The sequence below is a fragment of the Cellulomonas sp. HD19AZ1 genome (genome assembly GCF_004535805.1).
Lineage (GTDB): Bacteria > Actinomycetota > Actinomycetes > Actinomycetales > Cellulomonadaceae > Cellulomonas > Cellulomonas iranensis.
Genome location: NZ_SPHX01000009.1, coordinates 17909 through 37756, shown reverse-complemented (window position 1 = coordinate 37756; position 19848 = coordinate 17909). Strand labels below are relative to the sequence as shown.

Sequence of the window (19848 nt, the reverse complement as noted above, 5' to 3'; positions counted from 1 at the left end):
GAGCCTCTGTGACTGTTCGATCAGCACAGACGTTGCCGAACAAAGGAACCGTCGTGAATGACGACGTAGACGAGCAGGTGTCGACAGGCAGGGTGGGCGCGACAGAACGTCAGGAGCAGCAGGGATCGGCGGCCCACGACCACGGCGGGGCGACGATCTACACGACGCCTGGCTGCGTGCAGTGCACCGCCACCCAGCGCGCGATGACGGCCGCCGAGGTCCCCTACCGCGTCGTCGACGTGACGCAGGATCGGGCCGCCGGCGACTTCGTGCGCGGCCTCGGCTACACCAGTGCGCCCGTGGTCGTGACCGAGCGCAACGTGCCGGGGCTGGTGAGCGGGAACCACTGGTCCGGGTACCGGCCGGACGTGATCCGCGCGTACGCCGCCGCCCGCGCCGTCGACGTCCCGAGCGAACGCACCGCGGCGCCGTCGGTCGATCTGGCCGCCCGCGCCCGCTCGCTCGACCGCGAGCCGGCCGTCAGCCGGCCGGGCTTCGACGACCCGCCCACCGCCCGCGTTCCCGCACGACAGGTCGGGCAGTAGCGGGGCGCCGGCGATGGGTTCGCTCGCAACACTGGTCACGACCGTAGGTGTCGTCACCGCTCCCCCGCGTCTGCATCACACCGCCACAGGTTCGCCGCGCGTCGACCTGACGATCGAGGTGCCGGTCAACTCTCCGGTCGATGACGATGCGCAGACGGACGTGATGGCGACGCGTCACGACGTCCGGATCAGCGGTCCCCAGGCGCTCAACGTCAACGCCTCGGTCGGACCCGGAGACCGCGTCGTCGTCGTGGGCCGCCTCGTGTCGTACGTGCACGTCGACGGTGGCGGGCAGCGATTCCGACGTGCGCGGGTGCTCGCGGACGTCGTCGCGACGTCCCTCGAGACGGCCACCGCGGTCCTGACCCCCTCAGGCATGGAACACGCCCCCGACCTCTCCCCCAGCATCAGCTCGCAGCACTGACCACCCACGAACCGGAGGATCTCCACCATGGCAACGACCCGCACCGCAGACCGCACGGCCGCTCGGGAGCGCGCTCGTCAGCGCCGCCTCGAGCTCGACGCCGAGCAGATCAAGCGCGACCAGCAGGTCGACGAGGCGGTCGCTGACTTCTACGCGGCCGCGGACGAGATCGACGACCTGCGTCGGAAGATCGCGGCCGCCGAGCAGGAACAGAGCGACGCGATCGGGCGGTTGCTGGCGCTCGACGAGAAGCCCAAGCGCGCGCAGGCCCTTCTCGCGATCGACGCGGCCGAGTGGAACCGACTCAAGCCGCCGTCGCCGAGCACGCTCCGCGGTGCGGCGCCGTCGGCCCCGTCCGACGCGACGAGCGAGCACCGGTGAACGACGTCGAGGCGGACCTGCGCCTCCTGACATTCGGGGTGCCGGGGTTCGACCGCGCAGCGAACGATGCCCGCGTGGCCTTCCTCGAAGAGCAGCTCGCGCTCCCTCCCGACGAGCGACACCTTCCGGTGCCGGGCTCTCTCGAGGTGCCGGCAGAGGTGCAGGCTGCCGCGCTCGAGGTCGTTGCGCGGGAGGTCGTCGCCCACGGCGGCGACGTCGAGCGCGTAGCGCATGCCCTGTACCCGGACGCGCCGGAGGAGGTCGAGGCTGCTGCAGCACAGGTCGAGTCCGCGTGGGAGCGGGAGGCTCACGCGGTGTCCGCATCCGGCGCGGTCGTCGCCGCCCTCGAGGCCGGTCGAGGCCCTGACGACCCCGACGACGTCACGCGCGGGATCGCATCAGCCACAGCGGACTGGGAGCAGCGCGCGCAGTTCGTCGCCGCCCGTGCGCACGTTGGCGCGCCCACGAGCGACGCAGCGGCGCGGGCACGGCGACTGTCGGAGCAGAGCGGCGCGCTGCTCGAGCGCGTACGCGACCTGCACGGCGAGCAGGACGAGGTCGCGATCGCCGACGACGCCCTCGAGCGCACTCACCTCAACCTCGCGGCACGGGTCGAGTCGATCCAGGGCCAGGTTGCTGACCTCGCCTACACGATCGACCCGCCGCCCACACCGGGCGCGTCGCTGCACCACTGATCCAGCCGAGGGGTCCCGTCCGGCGCGCGTCCGGGCGGGGCCCTTCGCCGCGCCGAGGCACTTGGCACCTCAGCCCTTGCGGGGCTCCCGCAGGTGCTTCGTCCACGACTGCGTCGTCACGTCGGTGATGCCGGCGCGCTGGCTCAACGACCGGAAGGGCACGACCCGCGCGGCGTAGGTCCCCGCGACGGCGGCCCGCAGGCGAGCACGCCGCGCCGTCTCGTCGGCGGTCGCACGTCCGGGTGCCATCGTCACGGTGGGCGCCAGCTTGTCGATGAGCGCGAGGCCGTTGACCGCGAACCACGCCGCGGCCCAGGTGTCCTCAGGGAGGCTCGAGGCGAGCGCGTACTCGGCGAGCCGGGCGCCGGCAGGGATGAGTCCGTCGTCGTTGGTGTGCGTCAACCAGGCGGCAACCAGTCGCACCGGGCGCAGCGTCGCCTTGTGGGCGGCGGCGACGTCGTCGGGGAGGTCCTTGTACGTGGCGCGCAGGTTGAGCGCTGCCTGCATGCGCTCGTCCCAGTCCCACGAGCTCAGCACAGTTGCGGTCTGAGCGAGGGCGGCCGTCCACGGTTCCTCGCTCGATCCGCCCCCGGCGTCAGCCTGCAGACGCAGCGCGTGCGCCGCGGTCGACCCTGCCGCCGCCGCGATGCGCGCCATCTTGGTTCCGGTCCGCGGCACCGGGTGTGCGCTCTCGACGTCGCGGAAAACCTGCTGGCCGTCGACGTCGACGTCGCGCTGCGCCGCGGCGCGCGCGGTGTCGAGGACTGCGAGGTACGCCGCCGCGGCGTCCTCCGGGATCTGCTCGAGGTGTCGGCTGGTCATCGTGGTCTTCCTGTCGGGGTGCGCTGATCATTGTCCCCGCGGTCGCCCACCATGGGGGCGCCCGGGTCGCGCGTGGTCGTCGAGTGCCCGACGCACCGGGACCGTCTCGTGCGGGTCACGCCACACGAGCGGCATGCGCCGACACTCCCCTGATGCCGGCGGCCACGACCCGACCCGCGCGCGGTCTCGCGCACGCCCGAGGGCGGGGCCACAGTGGCCCCGCCCTCGGGTCGCCGCGTCACGGCTCTCACCGTGCCGGCCTCGGACCGGCACCGAGGTTCAGGTCCGCGATGAAGCGGTGGACGACGGCGATCGCGTCGCGCGCCGAGTGGACCTCGACCTGCTCGAGCGCCGTGGCGTCCTCCGGCCGTCCGTAGAGCCCGACGAGGAAGTTCTCACCAGGGTGCGCGTCCCAGTCGCTCACGACGATGCAGTGGCCGTGCACCTCGAGGGTCACGCCGCCGCGACGCTCCCGCTCGTCGTAGTACCGCGAACCGGGGAGCGCGTCCGCGACGTCACGCAGCGTGCCGACCTCCGAGTAGACCAGGTGCATCGCACCGCGGTCGTTGCCGTCGAGCTTCTTGTCCTGCTGCTCGGGGAACCACCAGCAGTCGATCTCGGGGCGTGCGTCGAGCACGCCGGCACGGTTCGCCTGCAGGACGTCCTTCACGATGCGTGCTGCGGCCTCGCGGCTCGGGGCGTAGACGTCGAAGACGACCGGGACCTCGAACTCCTGGTCAGCCGACGGGGTGAGCGTGGTGTTCATGCATGCTCCTAGCGGCGCGGGTGCCCGGGTGACTCCCGGGCGTTCCTTCCCAACGAGATAACTATAGCAGAAAGGCACCAGCAGAGATAGTTAGGTCTCAGCGGGCCGGTCGCCGGTCCCGGCGCGGCGCGAGCTGGACGTAGTAGAGGCGCTCCCAGCCGTCGGGAACGACGACAGCCACTCGGAAGGGCTGGGGGCGGCTCGGGATCGCTCCGCGCGTGACGCGCACGGTGGCGTCGACCCAGGGCTGCCCACCGTCCTCCGTGCCGTCGTCGATCAGGGCGGCGATGTCGGCGCAATACGTGTCCACGGCGTCGCTCCACGTCATGACGTCGCGGGAGGTGTCCACGTCCGGCGGCCATCCAGGCACGTGGCTGCCGACTACCCACAACGCCTCGGGCTTACCCTCGAGCCGCCGCAAGCCCCTGTCCGCACCCTCGACGTCCACGTAGGTGTGCCCGTCCGTGCCGAGGTACGCCGTCGGCTCGCCCGCGCACGCTCGCTGCGCGACGACCGCGACGTCCTCGCTGATCCACCGGCGCGTGACCACGCGCGAGTCCCATCGTTCGTTCATGCTCCTGCTCCCCTCACGTGCGGCTCGGCCCTCCTGCCCGGGGCGCGGCCCGGCGCCTCGTAGGGAGGTGCCGGGCCGCGTCGCTCAGATCAGGGCAGCCGCCGCCAGGTCGGTGATGGCTCGTGCGGCACCCGCGACTTCGTGCGCGTCACGCGTCTGCACCCACAGGTCGTCGCTGCTGTCGGCGAACCGCGCGATGTAGAAGAGCGGGCCCGACCACGTCATCTCGACCGAGGCGACGATCCAGTCACGCCCCGAGGTGTGGGAGAGCACCACCATCACGTTCCGGCCCGCACCGAACGTGGCGCGCGGGTTCCCCGGGAGGCCGGCGGTGCGCAGGTCACGCGCCAGGACGAGGGCGAGCCGACCCTCCTCGCTCTCCGCGAGGAGGTCGTCGTCGCCGAACTCGGCCGCCAGAGCGGGGGCAGCGATGCACGAGTCTCGGCACTCCTCACCGCTGAACGCACCACAGGTCTCACACGGGATGTCGCCCAGGCTGGGCGTGTCCATGGCCACGATGACGCAGCCCGCGCGGCACTCCTCGCCGGGCTCGGCGCCGCAGCCGTGGCAGGTGCCGGCCAGGCGGTTGGGGTCGTCGAGCGAGTGGGTCACGACTGCAACGGTGGATGCCATGAGGCTCCCCTTTCGAGGGGCGGGGTGCCCGGGCGACTCCCGCGCGTTACCTCCCCGCCTGACTCTAACTATAGCATATGGGGCTTGGCGAGCATAGTTAGGGTCTCGGTCGCTGGGCCCGAGTCGACTGTCCGCTCGGGCCCAGCGACGGCTGTCGGATCAGACCCCGTCGTCAGCCGGGATCATCTGCGCCTCGACCTCCGAGAGGTGGTACCCCCAGGAGCGCAGCGCGGTGAAGTAGGCCGCGACGCACAGTGACGGGCTGCGCCAGGTCTGGACACTGGTGCTCTCCTCGATCGCCGCCAGGATGACCACGAGCGCGATCATCTGCGCGCGCTGACCGCTGACCTTCTCCACGACGCCCTTGAACGCCGCCCCGGAGGCGTAGCGCCCTTCGACCTCGGTGATGCCGAGGAACGACCGCGCCAGCGCGTTGCCCCGCTCTCGCGTGGAGTCGTCGAGGGTGCCGACCGTCGCGGCGTTCGTGAGCGCTGAGACGACGAACGCCGTGGCGTTCGCGGGGGCCGACTTGCGCTTGGCGAAGGCCGTCAGCCACTCGCGGCGGACCGTCTCGGCCGATCGCCACGCGGCGTTCGTCTCGATGACGTGGCGCCGCTCGGCCCTCTTCTCCTCCTTGGCCGCTTCCTCCTCTTCCTCGGTGAGGGGCGCACTCCCCCACCGGCGCGTGTGGCCGTTCTCGTCCGGGCTCGTGCAGCCGTACACGACCGCGAGCTCGCCCTTCCAGTTCGTGGTGACGAAGGCAGCCCGAGCGGGGCACGTCTCGTGCTCCTCGGTCGACATGCCTCGCCCGTCGCCGCCGGCCAGGTCGTACAACTCGGTCAGGTCGACGCGGCCGTCCACCACGGTCAACCCCTTGGCCGTCAGATCCTCGACGAGGGCCGCGCGCGCAACCTCCTGCGCACGGTCGTCCCTCGCGCGCTGTGCCACATGGGCGAACGTCTCCGGCTCGTCGACCGCGGCGATGGTCAGAGCCTCGACGACCTCCGCGTCATCTTCGAACTCCGCGATCACGGCGGCTTGGTCCAGCGTGATCGCGTACTGCTCAGCGGCCGCGCGGGCGACCTTCGACGACCCGACCTTCAGCGCAGCGGTCACCCGCTCCTTCTTGGCGTGGGTCCGCCGCGCGATCTGCGAGGCGCTGAGCCCGAGCAGCGCCAGCTGCTGGAAGGCGTCCGCTTCGTCGCCCGTCGACAGGGCACGGCGGTGGTGGTTCTCGCTCCACTGCTCGATGAGTCGGCGCGCCTCGCCGTCGTCGCCCTCGACGATCAGAGCGGGGATCGTCTCGCGGCCAGCCGCGATCGCCCCGAGCGTGCGGCGCTGCCCAGCGCGCACGCGCAGCCCCTCCTCGACCTGGTGCACCAGGACGGGCACCAGCACGCCGTAGTCCCGGATCGAGGCGACGAACTCGGCGTCGAGCTCCACGTCGCTGCGGACGTTCGCTTCGAGGATCAGCGCGTTCGGGTCGACGTGAACGATCGCGGCGGAGGTCGCGGGCGCGGTCTGAATGCTCATTGGTGCTCCTTGCAAAGTGGGTGCCCAGGCGATTCCCGGGCGTTCCTTCCCACATCTCAACTATAGCACGCAATGCGTCCGGAGCATAATTAGCCTGGCGCCTCCGCCGCTCCCCCCGAGAAACGTCCCTTGCCAACCCTGTCCAGCGTCCGACCTCGGCCACCAAGAGATGAAACAGCAGGTCCCGGAAGTCGAGGACCCCAGAGAAGGAGGCGTGTCAATCCCCCGAGCCAGACTCCCCTACGGCTGCCGTAGCCGAAGGGAAGAGCGAGGACTCAAGTTTGGTGACCTCGTGGGCGGCCCGCCATGACAGACGTTTTCCATCCCGCAAGGAGAGCAAGATGACTGTGGTGATTTGCAAGGAGCACCAGGTGGAGATGGTGTATGACGTCGACTGCTGGCGCTGCCCAGAGGGCAACTGCGTCAGCGCTCGACGCGGTTGCATCTGAGGCCCCGCGGGTGGCGGGCCGACCGCGCACCCGTGGGTACCTGCGCGACAGCGCGCCCGAGCTTGACACTGCGCGCATCGGTGCTTCCCCGGCGCACGACCGAGGTCGTAGGCTGATAGATGAACGGTCGTACAAGTCGTGTCCGAGGTGGCTCGGCATGCCGCCGGGCGCGATGCGGGCGTTCCTTCACCTGGGCACGGTGCTCGGGTTGATTGGTCGACACGGGAGCTGCTTGGGCGGATGAGCGCACTTGGCGAAGGCAACCTGGGTGGCTGCGTTCGACCCGTGCTGCCGCATCGTCCCCGGAGCCGGTGTGCGCGCGGTGAGGCCGCAGGCACAATCCAGAACTAGGCACAGGGATTCGCAGTAACTCCGAAGGATCGCCGGCCGGGCGGCGGGAATCCGAGGAGCCCGTGATGCCCCCTGACGTCCCGACATGGCTGCCACTCGTCGAACACGCACGTCCAGTCGCTGTCGTGCTGTTCGGTCTCTCGATGCTCGCCCGTGGAGCGTTCTGGGTATGGATCCTGCGCGACGACTCGCGGACGCGCCGGTTTACCCGGATCACGAAGGCGCGGCGTCGGCGCCGCAAGAAACGATGGGCATGACGAGGCGCCCCGCCGCTACCGCAGGGGGCGCCTCGTCATACCCGGCCGCGCCGGGAGGGCCCGAAGCCCTCGGGGTTGCTGGGCTCATCCCCGCGTGCGGGGAGACCGGCGACATGCCGACCCAGGCGGGTCCATCCCCGCGTGCGGGGATCAGTCGATGATCACCGTAGCGGGGAGCGGGTCGGCGTGGGCGTCGATCGCGCGGGTCATCTTGGCGACGACCTTGCCCGCGAGGTCGAGCCGGGAGCGACCCTCGTCGTCGAGCTCGCGCAGGGCGTCGCCGTCGACGTTCTTCCATGCGATGTCCCAGCGCCGCAGCTTGACGCGCACGTCGGTCGAGCTCATGCCGGCGGCGACCTGGCCGCGCATGTTCGGGCCGACGAGGTCGACGAGGATCGCGAGGCCGTCGTCGAGGGCGACGTTGACCGGGACGCGGGTGCCGTCGGTGACGGTGCTGGCCCACCGGTAGACGGTCTGGCGCGTGACGCCGGCGGCGCGGGCGATCGCGGCGACGTCCGCGCCGGCGTCGCGGGCGGCGGCGACGGCCTCGACGAGGGCCGCCTCGGCGGCGTCGCGGCGCGCTGCTGCGGCCGCGACGTCGTCGAGGGCGCTCACCGGGCGTCCCGGGCCTGCTCGAGGTCGGCCAGGTAGTCGCCGATGACGACCGGGTGCGCGAAGCCGGTGACGCGGCGGGCGTGCGCGGTGGCGTCGATCATGTCCTGCGCGTCGCGCTCGGTGCACCGGCGGCCGGTGCCCTTGGTGCCGGTGAGCGCGGCGGCCGCGTCGCGGACCTCCTCGACCGCGCCGGCGGCGAAGTACATGCCGTCCTGCCAGGTGTGGACCGGGCGACCCTCGGTGTCGTAGGCGGTGCGCACGGTGCTCGCGGTCGCGTTGACGTCGCGGGCGATGCGGCGGGCGGCGGTGGTGATCGGGGTCTGCGTCGCGGTGCTCATCTCGGGTTCCTTCCCTCGCTGTCGGTGTATGACGATCATACACATGTAGTGTGTGATCGTCATACACCCATGAGGGTGGACGTGCGGCCCTGTCGGCAGCGCGAGAGAGCATGTGGGCGTGCACGAGTCTTCGCGTCCCCGCTGGCGCCGAGTGCGCGGCGGGTACCAGCTGGTACCTCCGCCGGAGTGTCCAGCGTGCGGGTGGGGCTGGCCGGTCGACGGGCCGTGGCGCCCGGACGACCACCACCTGACGTGCGGGTGCCCGGGCGCGGACCGGCTGACGCACATCGCCTGGCGGTGCCGGCACTGCGGGGCCCTCGTCGCTGAGGGCTGCCAGGACGTCGACGCGTGGCACCCAGGGCGCGTGCCGGTCGCCCTGACCGGAGATGACCGGTGGGCAATCCCCGGCAGGGCATGACGCGGTGCGTCCGCCGCTTGGAGGCCGACGCCCCGGCAGCAAGGGGTCAGAGATGCCGGGGCGTCAGCCTGCGGAGCAGCCTAGGGGGTTGGCGGCGGCGGAGCGGACGGCGGCCGTCGCGCTCGCCGCGGGTCTTACTGCTGCTCGCTCGTGTCCTACCGTCCTCCCGCGCAAGTCGCGCTGGACCAGAGGCCGAGCCCTTCGTCGCGCGCGTGACGCTGCGACTCGGCCAGGATGTCGTGATGAATGCCGAGCACCTCGTAGGTGTATTCGCGTGCGAAGCCCTCAGCCACGAGGACGTCGTTGACGAGGACGTCGTCGAGCCAGACGTACGCCAGGGTCCGGCCGTAGACGTCGGTCTGGTCCTGGGTGGGGTCAGGCTCGAGGCGCACCGTCTGGCCGGTGAGGAGCTCCGTGGTTCTCGCTGCAGCCTCGGGGCCGAAGCACTCGACGGGGGCACCCGGCTTGACACTCTCGGGCGTGTCGATGCCCAGGAGCCGGACTCTGCGCTCGACGCCCTGCTGGTCGACGAGGATGGTGTCACCGTCGATCACGCGGCGGACGTCCGCTGTCACTTCCTGCCCGGGGGTGGCGCTCGGTGCGTCCTGGGGGCTGTTGTCGACGTAGTCGATGCGGTACGCGATCACGGCCCCGCTCACGATGAGGAAGGCCAAGACCCCCCACGGAGCACGTGACAGCCGACCGCGTCTCATCGGACCACGCTCCGGTCGGCGCCCTCGATCTCGGCAAGCTCGCGGCGTGCCTCTCGTAGCTCGGTACGCGCCATGGTCGACCCGACGACGACGACCAGGACCATGACCAGCAGGAGGCTTGCGCCGACCAGCATCAGCAGGCGCGTCACCGGTGTGGTGTCGTGCCCGAGCGGGACCGCGCTGATCCCGGCCAAGGCGCAGACGACCAGGAGGCGGATGCCGCGCATGAACCACTTCTCGGACTCGACGCTGGCGGCTCGGAGCCGCCCGGTGGCTATCGAGCATGGATCTAACGCTGCAAAGGTACGCAAAACAGGACCTCTTCTCAGGTGAATGTGTGGGGGTACTGCGCACTGCGGGATTGATTGGCCGAACGGCCCAATCCTCTCGCACGCGTAGGCGTTTTGGTGGGGGTCAAGCGCGGTGGCGCTCGACCCCCACCGGAGATTCACCAGGCCGCGTCGACTCGGTGCCGGTAGCCGAGACCGGAGGCGCGCAGGACGTCGGGCAGCGCGCCCGCGCGAGGGTCATGGGGCCGGCCGGTCATCGGCAGCGGGGTCCGCTCGTACGCGTGCGTCTCGACGAGCGCGAGCAGCTCGTCGAACGCGGTCGTTTGGGCGGGGCGTGGCTCATCGATCGCGAGGCGGACGCCGGCGCAGACGCCGCGCTCACGCAGCAGCTGGTCGAACGTCGCTGCGTAGGCTCGGCGGTAGAGGTCGACGTCGTGCTCCCACAGCTCTTCGATCCGGTTCCGGGTGACGTGCAGCCTGGCCAGGGCGGTGGCGGCGGCGGGTGAGTGCTCCTGGCCTTGGGCGAGCATCGCGGCGCGCAGCGCTCTGAGCTCCTCCCACAGGTCACGGCGGCGCGTGTCCGTGGTCTCGTCGGTCGGGTCCAGGGTTAGGAACTCGGCCTCCAGGCCGTCTGCGTGGGCCCGCTGGTCGAGGCGCCCGCCGACACGGGCGAGGTTGTCCTCGGTCTGCGTGATGAGCAGGTCGAGCTGGCGCAGGTCGTCGTCGACGAGCTCGCGCACGCCGAGTCGCACCAGCGCGGCGGCGGGGTCGAAGCACAGGGCGATGGGGATCGTGCGGTAGCGCAGCAGTTCGAGGTCGTCGCCGTCCGTGAGCATGGCGACGAGCTGCCGCACCAGGTCGGCTTGCGCGCTGAGGGCCGGCTCCTGCGGCGTCCGGTGCAACCACGGCACGTTCGCCACCACGGCGGCGAGGGTGTGGGCCACCCACTCGACGAACGTCTCCTCGCACTCTCGGACGTCGAGTACGTCGGCGTCGAGGTCCCTGACGGCCTGGGTCATGACGTCGATGGCCGGGGTGAGCACGACCGTCGGGTCGCTCATCGCAGCGCCCCGGTCAGGCTGCAGGCGCGGTTGGTGCTCGTAGCCGCCACGTGGCGCGGTGCGTGGTCCACGCACCCCTGGGTGGCTCGACGGGGTGATCCCGCCCGAGGGATGATGTACATGGGAGTCCTCCAGTTGCGTTGGTGGGTTCCTCGCCCCGGCGGTGTTCCAGCACCGTCGGGGCATCTTCAGTTGTGGGTGGTGCGACCGGGGCCTGCGGCCCCGGGGGTCTCAGCCGGTCGGACGCAGGTAGTCCTCGACCGCTGCGCGCAGGACGTCGCTGATCGAGCGCCCCTCACGGTTGGCGCGCTCGACGAGCAGGTCGTCAAGGTCGTGCGGCAGCCGCGTCTGGCGCGAGGGGGACTTGCCCGCTCCGGACAGGCTCGGCCGACCACGACCGCGCCTGGTGGCGGCGTCGAGCTCGTCCGGACTCATGTACTGCGCGAGGAAGTCTCGGCCGGCGCCCGGGCCGCCGCTGCGAACCTTGGCGCCGCGCGGCAGGGCGAAGTCGGCGGACTCGACGCGGCGGCTCAGCTCGTCGAAGTGGGCGTCGTCCGCGTGAGCGGTGGGGCGCTTCGTGTCGGTCACTGCTGCTCCCTTCGAGCGGCGTCGATGATCTTGGGTCGGGCGGCCATGACGTGGAAGACGACGAGTCCCGTAGCGGTCCGCTCCACCATCACCTCGAGCAGCGTTCCGTCGAGCCCGGGGCCGATGAACAGGTCCGGCGCCGCGCGACCTGCCACCCGTGTCGTGCCGAACGGCGAGCAGCGCAACTCGTAGTTGAGCATCGCGTTGATCGCGTCCTCGTGCGGGACACCGTGCTTGTCCGCGCTGCTCGACCACCTGATCTGCATGCTAATAGTGTATCCGTTTATTGGCTAGGGGACAATGCGCCTACGCATGTTCTCCCTGGTCAGGACGGGTTGTGCGGTGCGGACCTGGGGAGTTGAGCGTGGCGTAGAGCGCGCGGACCTCGTCCAGTCGCGCAGCAAGCGCGGTGACCTCCTGCCGGGCGGCGGCCCGCTCGGCCTCGAGGTCGAGGATGCGCCTCTCCCGCTCATCCATGTCAGCGCACATCCGCTCGCGCTCGCCTCGAGCCTGGTCGACGAGGGCCTGCGCGGCGGTCAGGTCGTCGGCGAGGCGCCGCGCCTGAGCCAGGGCCGCGTCACGCTCGTGCGTGAGGGCGGCGACGTTGGCAGCCAGTCGCTCGACGTCCTCGTGCGCGCGGGTCGCTTCGCGCTCTGCGGCGAGCGCCGCCGAGCGGGCGTGCTGCTCCGCGGTGAGCGCCTCCTCCGCTGCCGCCTCAGCGTCGGCCCGGAGCTGGTCGGCCTCTGCCGCGGCCGCCTCTGCTCGTCGACGCCGCCTCTCGGCCTCCGCTGCGTCGGAGCGCGCCTGTGCGGCGCGCTGCTCGGCGGCCGCCGTGACGCTCTCCAGTTCGACCTCGACGGCTGCGACCTCCCCCAGCGTGCGCAGCTCCTCCACGACGCCGGTCGCCGTGGCCGCCATGGCCATCGCAGCAGCCTCGAAGCGCTCGACCAGGGTCGCGGCACGCTCGCGCACGACCACGACCGCGGGCTCCCCGGTCCCCTCGCTCTTGGAGCCCTGCTGGTCACCGGGCTCGGCGCCTCGGCGTGCGCGGTACGCCGCGGCGCGGTTGTGCGCGGGGTCGTCGCAGTACGCCGGCGGGCGCCCGCGACCGTCACCGGGCTCGGTCGCTCGGGTGCAGCCTGGGAAGCGGCAGGTGCTGCGTCCGTCCAGCCCCGTTTCGTTTCGTAGCGTCACGCACATACCGTAGCGCGCCACGAAACGAAACGGGGCCGATCTCGGCTAGAACCGCATGGCTGGCCCACGTAGGTCCCGTTGCGGGGCGACGTCCCGCGTGTCGACGCCCGGTGCGCCAGGCGCTCTGAGCGCGGCCGCCCGGGTGGCGAGGCTCGGCTGGTCCGGGAGGGATGGCTTGGGCGCCTCGGGCTCCTGCGTGGGTGGGTTGAGGATCGACTCGATGCGCTGCAGTTCGGCGCGGGCGGCAGCCAGCTGCTCGGCGTGCTTGAAGGGTCGAGCCTGCGCCGCTTCGGCCTGTGTGACGTCGCGCTGCGCGGTGACGATGTCCGTTCGGACGCGCTCGACCGTGGCGGGGAGTCGTTCGACGCGGTGCTCGATCTGTCGGACCAGCCCGAGGCCCTCCCCCGCCGCCGTCTCGACGTCGACGCGCCAGGCGGTGCGCGGTACGCCCGCGAGCTCGAGCAGGAAACCGGGCTCCCGGAGCAGAAGGGCTCCGGCGCGCGGGGCGGCGGCCGCGGTGACCGTGTGGCCGGCGACCTCGCAGAGGACACCGAGCGGTCGCGGTTCGAGGTGGGAGGTGAGCGTCTGCTCAGCATGGTCGTGAGCCCACGACCGTAGGGCGGCAGCGGCGTCCGTGCGGGACGCGTACTGGCGGCCGCCCACGGTCATGATGAACGCGTCCCCCGCCGTCGAGGTCGACCGCTCGGCGGCCGCGACGAGCGCCGGCAGGTCGGCTTCCGCCGCGCTCAACGTCTCGCTGGCGGCCTGCCGGCCCCGCGCGAGGTGGACCTGGTTGCGGTGGTGCGCCCTCTCGAGCCGTTCGTACTTGGTGACCGCCTGCAGCGCCTTCTCGCGCTCCATGACCAGGGGGTTCCCCGAGGCCAGGGCCTTGACCTCGGCGAACGACAGCGCGGAGTCGCCGACGTCCTCGATCTCGCGGACGTCGAGGCGTCCGCGCATGACCTGGGCGATGAACCGGGCCTTGCGCTCGACGGTCTGCCACGAGTACGCGTCGAAGGATCGCTCGGTGACCCACCGGTAGATCTCGATCTCGGGGTTCTGGTTCCCCTGCCGCAGGATCCGCCCGTCGCGCTGCTCGAGGTCGGCGGGTCGCCAGGGGCAGTCGAGGTGGTGCAGGGCGACCGCACGCGCCTGGACGTTCGTGCCCACGCCCATCTTCTGCGTCGAGCCGACGAGGACCGAGACGTGGCCGGCGCGCGCCGCGGCGAACAGGCGGGCCTTGTCGGCGTCCTTCGCGGCCTCGTGCATGAAGACGATCTGCTCGCGCGGCATGCCCCGGCGAACGAGCTGGCGGCGCAGCTCGTCGTAGACGTTCCAGTTGGCCGAGGGTGTGCCCAGGTCGCAGAACACGAGCTGCAGCGCACCGGGGACGGCGGCGACTTGGCCTGTGACCGTGTCGAGGTAGCGGCGGTCCTTGTTGGCCTGCCAGATCGCGACCATCTTGTCGGCCGCGGCCTCGGTCTTGTTGTCCTCGGTGCGCTGCCCGCCGGCCAGGCGCAGGTCGAGGGCGGCCTTCCGGCCGTCGGTGGTGATCTTGAGCATGTTGTCGGTGGTCGCGTCGACCCGGCGGCTCTGGACGGCGTCGGCGCGCTCGCCCAGCCACTCGACGTACTGCACGAGCTCGTCGGACGGCGGCAGGATCATCGTGCGCGGGCCTCGGGTGCCGTCGGGCCGGGCCGCGATGAGGGGGCGGTCGAGGTTGAGGTCCTCGGCGGTCTTGACGTCGGCGAACGTGTGCCACGTGCGCAGCATCTCCGGGACGTTCTGGAACCTGGCGAACCGCGACTTCTGCTTGTACCCGCCGGTCACCGACATCTCGATCTCGGTGACGACCTCGCCGAAGGTCGCCGCCCAGGCGTCGAACTGGTCGACGCCCGCTGCACGCAGCAGATCCGGGCGCAGCAGCCGCTGCATGACGTGCGCCTCGGTGACGCTGTTGGCGATCGGTGTGGCGGTGGCGCCCGTGACCACGCGCTGCCCGTGGCGGCCGCGCAGGTACTCGAGCTTCATGTGCAGGTCGGTGGCGCGCTGCGAGCCGGCGATGGCCGCGTCGGGGATGTTCGAGACGGTCATCAGGTTCTTGAAGTCGTGGAGCTCGTCGACCACGACGTAGTCGATGCCCGTCTCCTCGAACGTGATGCCGGGGTCCTGCGGCGAGTCGAGCTTTGCCCGGACACGTTCCTCTACGGCGGCGACGGCCTTCTCCAGGCGCTTGACCGTGCCCGACCCGCGCTCGTCAGCGAGGCGGGCGAGCATGGCGCGCACGGACTGCATCTCGCTGTCGAGGTAGTCCGCCTCGGTCTGCCGCGACACCGGGATCCGCTCGAAGGCGCCGCGCGTCAGGATGATCGCGTCCCAGTCGCCGGTGGCGGCGCGCGCGACGAACCGGCGACGGCCGTCGCCGGCCAGGTCCTCGCCCGACGCGGCGAGGAGTCGGGCGGCGGGGTACAGCTGGAGCCACTCGCGCGTGAACTGCTCGAGCATGTGGTTCGGGACGTTGACGACCGGCTTGTTCACCAGACCGAGTCGGCGGAGCTCCATGACGCCCATGGCCATCTCGGCGGTCTTGCCGGCGCCGACCTCATGGAAGAGGCCGACCGCGGGCTCGGCGATCATGCGCGCGACGGCGGTGCGCTGGTGCTCTCGTGGGGTGAAGGTGCTGACCAGGCCTGGCAGCGTGAGCCGCTTCCCCTCGGCGGTGTAGTCGCGCAGCACGAGGGCGTTGAACATCCGGTTGTACGTTGCAGCCAGGCGTTCGGCACGCTCGGGGTCCTCCCACACCCACTCGGCGAACCGTTCCTGGAGCGCCCCGGCCTTCTCGCGCGCTGCCTCCGTCTCAGTGGGGTTGAGCACCCGCCCGCCACCGTCGACGGCGTCCGTGACCTGGATCTGCCGCTGCTCGAGGACGGCCTTGAGGATGGCCGGCGCCGGCATCCTGGCGGTGCCCCAGTCGCTCGTGGCCTGGATGGTGTAGGTCCGCGCCTTGACGTCCCACACTGCCCCGCCGGCGTGGATCACCCGGGCGTCGGGGTCGGCGAGGATCTCTCGCACGAACTGCGTGTGGGTGTCCTCGTCGAGCCATGCGGCGCCCAGGCGGGCGGCGATCTCGTCGACGCCCAGCGGGGTGGGCACGACCTCCTCGAGCGCGCGGACGTTGACCTGGTAGCGGGGATCGCGGTCGGCTGCTGCTCGAGCGGCGTCGAGCTTGTCGAGGACGTTGCCCGAGAGGTACTCCGCGGACGGGATGATCTTGTGCTCGTCGGCGGGGTCGTCGTAGACGAGCTGGCCGAGCTGCGCACGGGCATCCTGGACGTCCACGCCGAGCAGGGACGCGATGTGCTCGAGGTCCGCGCGGCCGAGTGCTTCGACGGTGACGGCCAGAGCCTCCCCCACGTCGTCGACGCCGAGCACCGGGGTGCGCGGCACGACCACGCGCTGCTCGAGGATCTGCGCCGGCGTCGCTGTCCCTGTGGCGTCGTCGTAGATCTCCAGCGCCATCACGAGGGCGTTGAACGGGTCCTTGCGGAAGGTGTTCATCACCGGTGGCCGCACCCGCGCGAGGCGCTGCTCGCCGGTGGCAGGGTCGACCCGGCCGGTGTTGCGCGTCGAGAAGCGGTTGAGGGCCCCGAACCGGGCGACGTAGGCGGCGTAGCTCGTCCGCAGGGTGCGGCGCGCCGTGTCGAGCTCGGGGGTGTCGTCGGCGCTCTCGGCTTCCAGGGTGAGCAGATGACGTGCGCCGTCCCGCAGGCTGAGCAGCTCCCGGAGCTCCCGGGCGCGGGTCCCCGGCACCGCCAGGGGCTCGTGTACGCCGTCGACGAGCATCGTGAACGTGCCGTCGGGCGCCGTGCTGATGTGGCCCTCCCAGAGACCGTCGTCCGCCTGTGCGACGCGTGCCGGCTGTGTGGGGGTTGCGGTCGCGGCGGGGGTCCAGGTGAGACCTTGGGCGCGGCCCCGTCGCACGACGTCGCTGAGGGCGCCCTCGAGCATCTGCGGGATCCGCGTGAGGTCGCTCTCGACGGTCAGCGTCTCCTCGCCGTACATGCCGTGACCGACGCGATAGGTCCCGAGCACGTGGTCGGGGTGGTCGAGGAAGTAGTTGTTGGTGCGGACGGTGTGCGCATCGACGCGGTGGGCACCGACCGTCTCCCACACCGAGTCCCGGACCGTCTCTCCGTCCTCCCGGCGGCGCATGACGAGAAGGTCGGTGACGACCTCCGTGCCTGCGGCACGCCGGTGCGCGCCTGCAGGAAGGCGGACGGCGCCGACGAGCTCGGCGAGCTGGTTCATCTCGCGGCGTGCTGCCGGGTTGACCTGGTCCATCGTGAAGCGCGACGTGAGGGCCACGAGCATGCCGCCGGGCCGCGTCAGCGCGAGCGACTTCAGCAGGAAGTGGTTGTGCATCACGTGCCCGCCCCGGTTGTGCACCGGGTCGTGCAGGCGAACGTCCGCGAAGGGGACGTTGCCGACCACCGCGTCGAAGTAGCCGGCCGGTCGGCGGAACTCGGCGAAGGACTGCGCGTGCACGTCGGCGTGCGGGTACAGGGCTGCCGCGATGGCGGCTGACACCGGGTCGAGCTCGACGCCGGTCATGGCGGCGCCCTCGGGCGCCAGGCCGATGAACGTGCCGGCACCGGAGCCCGGCTCCAGGACGCGGCCGCCGTCGAAGCCAAGGTCACCGAGGGTCCGCCAGATGGCGCGGACGTAGGTCGGGTCCGTGTAGTGGGCGTTGATCGTCGTCCTGCGGGCGGCCGCGTACTCGCTGTCGCTCAGGAGCCGCTGCAGCTCGTCGCGCTCGCTCGACCACTCGGTACGGGTCTCGTCGAAGACGCCCGGCACGGCGCCCCAGGCGGACCACCGGGCGAGCGTCTGCTGCTCCTGGGCCGTGGCGCCGCGTTCGTCGCGCTGAAGGGCGCGCAGCGTGCGCAACGCAGCGAGGTTCGCCTGGACTCTTGCTCGCTGCCCCGAGGGGGCAAGGTCGTCCTGGGTGGCCGGTCGGAACCGGTCGAGCGTCAGTCCCTGGCGTCCCTGACCATCTGGTGCGCCTCCAGGACCGCCATCCCGATCTCGGAGGGAGGCTCGGTTGGCTCGCTCTCCGGCCCGATCGAGAACACGAGCTCGTCCAACGCCATCTCCTGCGCCGCGGTCTGCGCGCGGTTGAGCCGTCCCACCTTCGCCAGGTAGTCCTCCCCCGGCTCGTCCGGCCCCGCGAGCTCGATCGTCAGTGCGCTCACTCGCGACTCGATCTGCTGCGAGAGGTCCCTGAAGAAGGCCTCCGGCTCCTGCATGACCAGCAGCTCGTTCGGTCGAGCCTGCTGCCACCACGTCCTCGCGGTGCGCTCGTACGCGCTCATCTCGAACCTCCTCAGGTGCTGCCCACAACAGGTCCAACTCGCCCTGACCATCGATCTGGACGTTCCTACGCCGTGCTGCCACCAGCCGCCCCTACCGCTCATGGCTCCCCGCTCGAACCTACGGGCGGGGGGTGACACCAGCGGGTGAGGGTTGCGCCCGGCACGGCACCGAGGCGTTCACCCGGTCAGGGCCGCCGAGCCGACCAGGCGCGAGCAGCAGCCAATGCGCGCGCGACGAGGTCAGCGTCGCCGTCCGGGACGCGCAGTTCGGCCATCTCGTCTACTACGGCCTCGCCGCGCTCGGCGTGCGCGCGGAACCTCTCGGCGATCTGGGCGACGGTCACGGTCTCGCGCGGCGAGGCGTCGGGCGTCTCCGAGGTGGCGGGGTGCTCAGCCACGGGACGCCTGCCTGCCTGCCTCGTCGTCGGCGCCGTCTACGACGACGACCTTGCCCTCCCACACGTCCAGCGCCAGCCTCAGCGCCTGGTCCAGGATGTCGACGACCTTGGCGTTCTCGCGTGCGGCGTAGTCGTCGACCCGGGCGCGCAGGTTGAGCTCGATCTGGTTGGTGAACGGCAGCATCACGCGCTCGCTACGCCGGGGTCGGCCAGGACCCCGCCTAACGGTGGTCGCCGAAGGGGGTGCGTCTGCTGCGGCGCCCGACACGTGGGCGGTGGGCTCGTCTGCGGCGGCCGGTGCAGCCGGAGGCTGCTGGCGGACGGGTGCCGGTGCGGGCGCCGGCGGGATCGGCGCTGACGTCGACGACGGCTTCTTCAGTGCCTCGTCGACACCGCCACCCACGAGCGAGGCCACGATGTCGCTGTTCGTCTGCACTCGGCCCAGGGCCTTGCGTCGTCCTTCAGCCATGTCAGTGACCTTCCTGCATGAGCCAGGCCGCGAGCCTGGAGAAGTCGTCGGCGATCGCCGCGGCCGTCTTGCCGCTCATCGCCGACACGGGCTGGTGTCGTGCTGCGGCGGTGGGAACCACCGTCGACCTGCGCAGGTACGGGGACCTGACGACGTCCGTGCCGAGGAACTCCTTGAGCTCCTGCAGCCCCTGCTGGTGCTCGACCGTTCGGAGGTCGACGTCGTTGGCGATGACGCCCGCCAGACGCAAGGCGGGGTTCAGCTGCGGGTTGCGCTTGATCTGACCGAGGGTCTCGACGAACTCCCCCACGCCACGGATCGAGTAGGGCTCCAGCGTGGTCACGACGAGCACTCGGGACGCGACGATCAGGCCGTTGAGCGTCAGACGGCCAAGGCTCGGCGGCAGGTCGATGAGGATGTCGTCGAAGGACTCGAGGCCGTCCGCCTCGTGCATCGCGTTCATGAGGCGGTGCTCGGGGGTCATGATCGACTCACCCTCGAACAACGACAGTCGCTTGCTGCCCGGGACTGCGCTCACGCCGGCCCAGGCGGTGTCGACGATCGCGTCGCCGATGACGCCGGTCTCCTCCGAGCGCAGGACGTCGTACATGTCGAAGTCGCCCGTCGCGTCGAGCGAGTCCGTGGAGTTGGCCTGCGGGTCGAGGTCCAGGACGCAGACCTTGCGCCCCGCCGTTGCCAGCGCGTGGGCGAGGTTCAGCGTCAGCGTCGTCTTGCCGACGCCGCCCTTCTGGTTGGCGACCGCGGTGACCCGCGGACCGCTCCCCTGCTCCCGTGCACGTGCGTTCATGAGCACATCCTTCCAGCAGTGCGGCTGTATGTATGCCCAACACGCCGGGTGGACGTGTGGCTTGGCGTACCGACGGCCGTACTGCATGCCGTAGGTACGTGCGTGCGGGTGTCAGTGTGGCCGGGCGTGCGTGTGCCTGTCAAGCCGTACGGCA

Annotated in this window: 22 protein-coding genes; 4 read left to right on the top strand and 18 right to left on the bottom strand. The window is 71.3% G+C overall.

The genetic code is table 11. The features are described 5' to 3' along the window. Window positions 1-8: 8 nt before the first annotated feature. From E4A51_RS19015 to E4A51_RS18040, 4 genes are read left to right on the top strand one after another with little or no spacing between them, the layout of a single operon-like run. On the top strand, window positions 9-545 hold the full coding sequence (locus E4A51_RS19015) for a glutaredoxin family protein (RefSeq protein ID WP_370297515.1): 537 nt from the start codon (window positions 9-11) through the stop codon (window positions 543-545). Window positions 546-558: 13 nt separating this feature from the next. Next, window positions 559-969, top strand: a complete 411-nt coding sequence (locus E4A51_RS18050) for a single-stranded DNA-binding protein (protein ID WP_134852588.1) — start codon at window positions 559-561, stop codon at window positions 967-969. Between the two features lie 27 nt (window positions 970-996). After that, window positions 997-1350, top strand: a complete 354-nt coding sequence (locus E4A51_RS18045; protein WP_134852587.1) for a hypothetical protein — start codon at window positions 997-999, stop codon at window positions 1348-1350. Next, window positions 1347-2045: a hypothetical protein gene (locus E4A51_RS18040; RefSeq protein WP_134852586.1), complete on the top strand. Its 699-nt coding sequence runs from the start codon at window positions 1347-1349 to the stop codon at window positions 2043-2045. Before E4A51_RS18045 ends, E4A51_RS18040 begins: the two co-directional genes overlap by 4 nt. Window positions 2046-2114: 69 nt before the next feature. On the opposite strand, the gene E4A51_RS18035 is transcribed toward E4A51_RS18040, so the two are convergent. From E4A51_RS18035 to E4A51_RS17950, 18 genes are all read right to left on the bottom strand, one after another. Continuing rightward, entirely contained in the window at window positions 2115-2867 is a 753-nt protein-coding gene (locus E4A51_RS18035; RefSeq protein ID WP_134852585.1) for a hypothetical protein, read from the bottom strand. Between the two features lie 247 nt (window positions 2868-3114). Then, the gene (locus E4A51_RS18030; RefSeq protein ID WP_134852584.1) at window positions 3115-3633 is read right to left on the bottom strand and encodes a hypothetical protein; all 519 of its coding nucleotides are present in this window, start codon (window positions 3631-3633) and stop codon (window positions 3115-3117) included. Window positions 3634-3730: 97 nt separating this feature from the next. Then, window positions 3731-4207 (bottom strand): hypothetical protein, encoded by a 477-nt coding sequence (locus E4A51_RS18025; RefSeq protein ID WP_134852583.1) that lies wholly within the window; start codon window positions 4205-4207, stop codon window positions 3731-3733. 84 nt (window positions 4208-4291) lie between these two features. Then, the gene (locus E4A51_RS18020) at window positions 4292-4819 is read right to left on the bottom strand and encodes a hypothetical protein (RefSeq protein WP_134852582.1); all 528 of its coding nucleotides are present in this window, start codon (window positions 4817-4819) and stop codon (window positions 4292-4294) included. Between the two features lie 180 nt (window positions 4820-4999). Continuing rightward, on the bottom strand, window positions 5000-6373 hold the full coding sequence (locus E4A51_RS18015; protein WP_134852581.1) for a ParB N-terminal domain-containing protein: 1374 nt from the start codon (window positions 6371-6373) through the stop codon (window positions 5000-5002). Window positions 6374-7580: 1207 nt separating this feature from the next. Next, window positions 7581-8045, bottom strand: a complete 465-nt coding sequence (locus tag E4A51_RS18495) for a helix-turn-helix domain-containing protein (protein WP_167748965.1) — start codon at window positions 8043-8045, stop codon at window positions 7581-7583. Then, window positions 8042-8383 (bottom strand): hypothetical protein, encoded by a 342-nt coding sequence (locus E4A51_RS18000; protein ID WP_134852578.1) that lies wholly within the window; start codon window positions 8381-8383, stop codon window positions 8042-8044. Before E4A51_RS18000 ends, E4A51_RS18495 begins: the two co-directional genes overlap by 4 nt. A 573-nt stretch (window positions 8384-8956) precedes the next feature. Beyond that, window positions 8957-9448: a thermonuclease family protein gene (locus tag E4A51_RS18490; RefSeq protein ID WP_167748964.1), complete on the bottom strand. Its 492-nt coding sequence runs from the start codon at window positions 9446-9448 to the stop codon at window positions 8957-8959. 62 nt (window positions 9449-9510) lie between these two features. Beyond that, window positions 9511-9741 carry a hypothetical protein gene (locus E4A51_RS18485; RefSeq protein ID WP_167748963.1) on the bottom strand — a complete coding sequence of 77 codons (231 nt, stop codon included), beginning with the start codon at window positions 9739-9741 and terminating at the stop codon, window positions 9511-9513. A 221-nt stretch (window positions 9742-9962) separates the two neighbouring features. Then, window positions 9963-10865, bottom strand: coding sequence for a hypothetical protein (locus tag E4A51_RS17990; RefSeq protein WP_134852576.1), 903 nt, complete (start codon window positions 10863-10865; stop codon window positions 9963-9965). A 231-nt stretch (window positions 10866-11096) separates the two neighbouring features. Beyond that, window positions 11097-11453, bottom strand: a complete 357-nt coding sequence (locus tag E4A51_RS17985) for a ribbon-helix-helix domain-containing protein (RefSeq protein ID WP_134852575.1) — start codon at window positions 11451-11453, stop codon at window positions 11097-11099. Next, complete coding sequence (locus E4A51_RS17980) at window positions 11450-11719, bottom strand: hypothetical protein (RefSeq protein WP_134852574.1); 270 nt, start codon at window positions 11717-11719, stop codon at window positions 11450-11452. Before E4A51_RS17980 ends, E4A51_RS17985 begins: the two co-directional genes overlap by 4 nt. A gap of 40 nt (window positions 11720-11759) precedes the next feature. Beyond that, the gene (locus E4A51_RS17975; RefSeq protein WP_134852573.1) at window positions 11760-12431 is read right to left on the bottom strand and encodes a hypothetical protein; all 672 of its coding nucleotides are present in this window, start codon (window positions 12429-12431) and stop codon (window positions 11760-11762) included. A gap of 261 nt (window positions 12432-12692) precedes the next feature. Further along, window positions 12693-17594, bottom strand: coding sequence for a helicase-related protein (locus tag E4A51_RS17970; RefSeq protein ID WP_134852572.1), 4902 nt, complete (start codon window positions 17592-17594; stop codon window positions 12693-12695). 83 nt (window positions 17595-17677) lie between these two features. After that, window positions 17678-18019 (bottom strand): TnpV protein, encoded by a 342-nt coding sequence (locus E4A51_RS17965; protein ID WP_134852571.1) that lies wholly within the window; start codon window positions 18017-18019, stop codon window positions 17678-17680. A gap of 185 nt (window positions 18020-18204) precedes the next feature. Continuing rightward, a complete protein-coding gene (locus E4A51_RS17960; RefSeq protein ID WP_134852570.1) occupies window positions 18205-18417 on the bottom strand; it encodes a hypothetical protein in 213 nt (70 codons plus the stop codon). Further along, window positions 18410-18601 (bottom strand): hypothetical protein, encoded by a 192-nt coding sequence (locus tag E4A51_RS17955; RefSeq protein ID WP_134852569.1) that lies wholly within the window; start codon window positions 18599-18601, stop codon window positions 18410-18412. The genes E4A51_RS17960 and E4A51_RS17955 overlap by 8 nt, the downstream gene beginning before the upstream one ends. A 286-nt stretch (window positions 18602-18887) precedes the next feature. Beyond that, a complete protein-coding gene (locus tag E4A51_RS17950) occupies window positions 18888-19694 on the bottom strand; it encodes a ParA family protein (RefSeq protein WP_167748962.1) in 807 nt (268 codons plus the stop codon). Between the last annotated feature and the right edge of the window lie 154 nt (window positions 19695-19848).